Source organism: Streptomyces sp. NPDC111656, from assembly GCF_055656965.1.
The window spans coordinates 1-1,311 of record NZ_JBVKCA010000084.1; the positions used below are offsets into that span (position 1 = coordinate 1).

At 69.7% G+C, this 1,311-nt stretch carries 1 protein-coding gene; it reads right to left on the bottom strand.

Translation table 11 applies throughout. The features are described from left to right. Positions 1 to 21 precede the first annotated feature (21 nt). On the bottom strand, positions 22 to 1,098 hold the full coding sequence (locus tag ACZ7M3_RS52845) for an IS110 family RNA-guided transposase (RefSeq protein ID WP_472073991.1): 1,077 nt from the start codon (positions 1,096 to 1,098) through the stop codon (positions 22 to 24). Positions 1,099 to 1,311 lie beyond the last annotated feature (213 nt).

The window sequence follows — 1,311 nt, forward strand, 5'->3', positions numbered from 1 at the left end:
CGGGGGTGCCTCTGTGTCTTGTCAAGGTGTGGGATGGGCTCTCCGTTCGTCGGCGAGCATGACCTTCCAGATGTGATCGGCCAGCCGACGCTTCAGACAGCGCTTGGCTTCCTTGCTGGTCTTCCCCTCGGAGACTTTCCGCTGGTAGTAGGCGTGTCCGGGCGAGTTGGGCATACGGATCTGGACGACGGCGATGGTATGGAGCACGGAGTTGAGCTGCCGATCGCCGGACCGGGAGAGTCGGTGTCGGGCCTTGTCAGCGCTGGCGATCTCCACTGGGGCGGTCCCGGTGTAGTTTGCGAATGCCGCACTGGTGGGGAAGCGGCTGGCCCGTCCGACTCGGGCGATCAGCCGGGCGGCGAGCACCGGACCGATGCCGGGGGTGCGGGTGAGGGTGCTGTCCGCGGCCGCCACGAGGTCCGCAAGGTGTGCGGCGTTGGCCGTCAATTGCTTGTCGAGCGCGCGGATTTCGGCCACGAGGTCGCGGGCCAGGCCTTTGCGGACCTTCTCCACCGCGCCGGCAGGCCGGACGGTACGGAGCAGAGCAGCGGCCTGGTCGGCGGACATCTGGTCGGGGGCGCCGCCCGGCAGCAAGTCCCGCAGCAGCGCATGCAGCTGGTTGACGGCGCGAACTCTCGCCTGGGCGAGGTTGACCCGCCGCTCGTCGAGCAGGGCCAGAGCGGTGGAGTGGTCCTCGGCGCGGACCTCCCGTCCGTCGCCGTGCAGGTGGGCCACGGTTGCGGCGGCGGCCGCGTCGATCTGGTCGTTCTTGCGTCCGCCGCCGCGCGAGAGCTCGCGGATCCGGCTGGTCGCTGTGGCGGGGATATCGATGACGCGTTCGCCGCGGGCAATCAGCCACTGGACCAGGTGTCGGCCCAGTCCGTTGGCGTTCTCCACCGCCCAGGTGCGCTGCGGCCACTGCCGGGCCCAGTGCAGCAGACGGCGGTACTCCGGCAGGCTCGCCCGGATCGTCACCGAAGACAGCTGTTGCTGGCTGTCGGCGGCCACGGCGGCGGCGGTGTGGGTGGACTTGTGCGGGTCGACACCGAGCAGTACCACGGCAGTGTGCTCCCAACAGGTGTGTGACGACAGGGACATCCGCGGCCGACACTCCGACTTCCGGAACCACACGGACCGGGACACGCCTCTGTTGAGTCAGACCGCGGACGGACGCCGGGCCGGCGGCACACCCCCGGAGAGCCAGCCCCGAAAGGCGGCAGGAACCTCACGAGCCATCCGATCCGGCGTCCTACGGAGACGCTACGAGCGGCCAACCCGACCGCGCTCCGCTACCGCCATACAAGTCGGAAC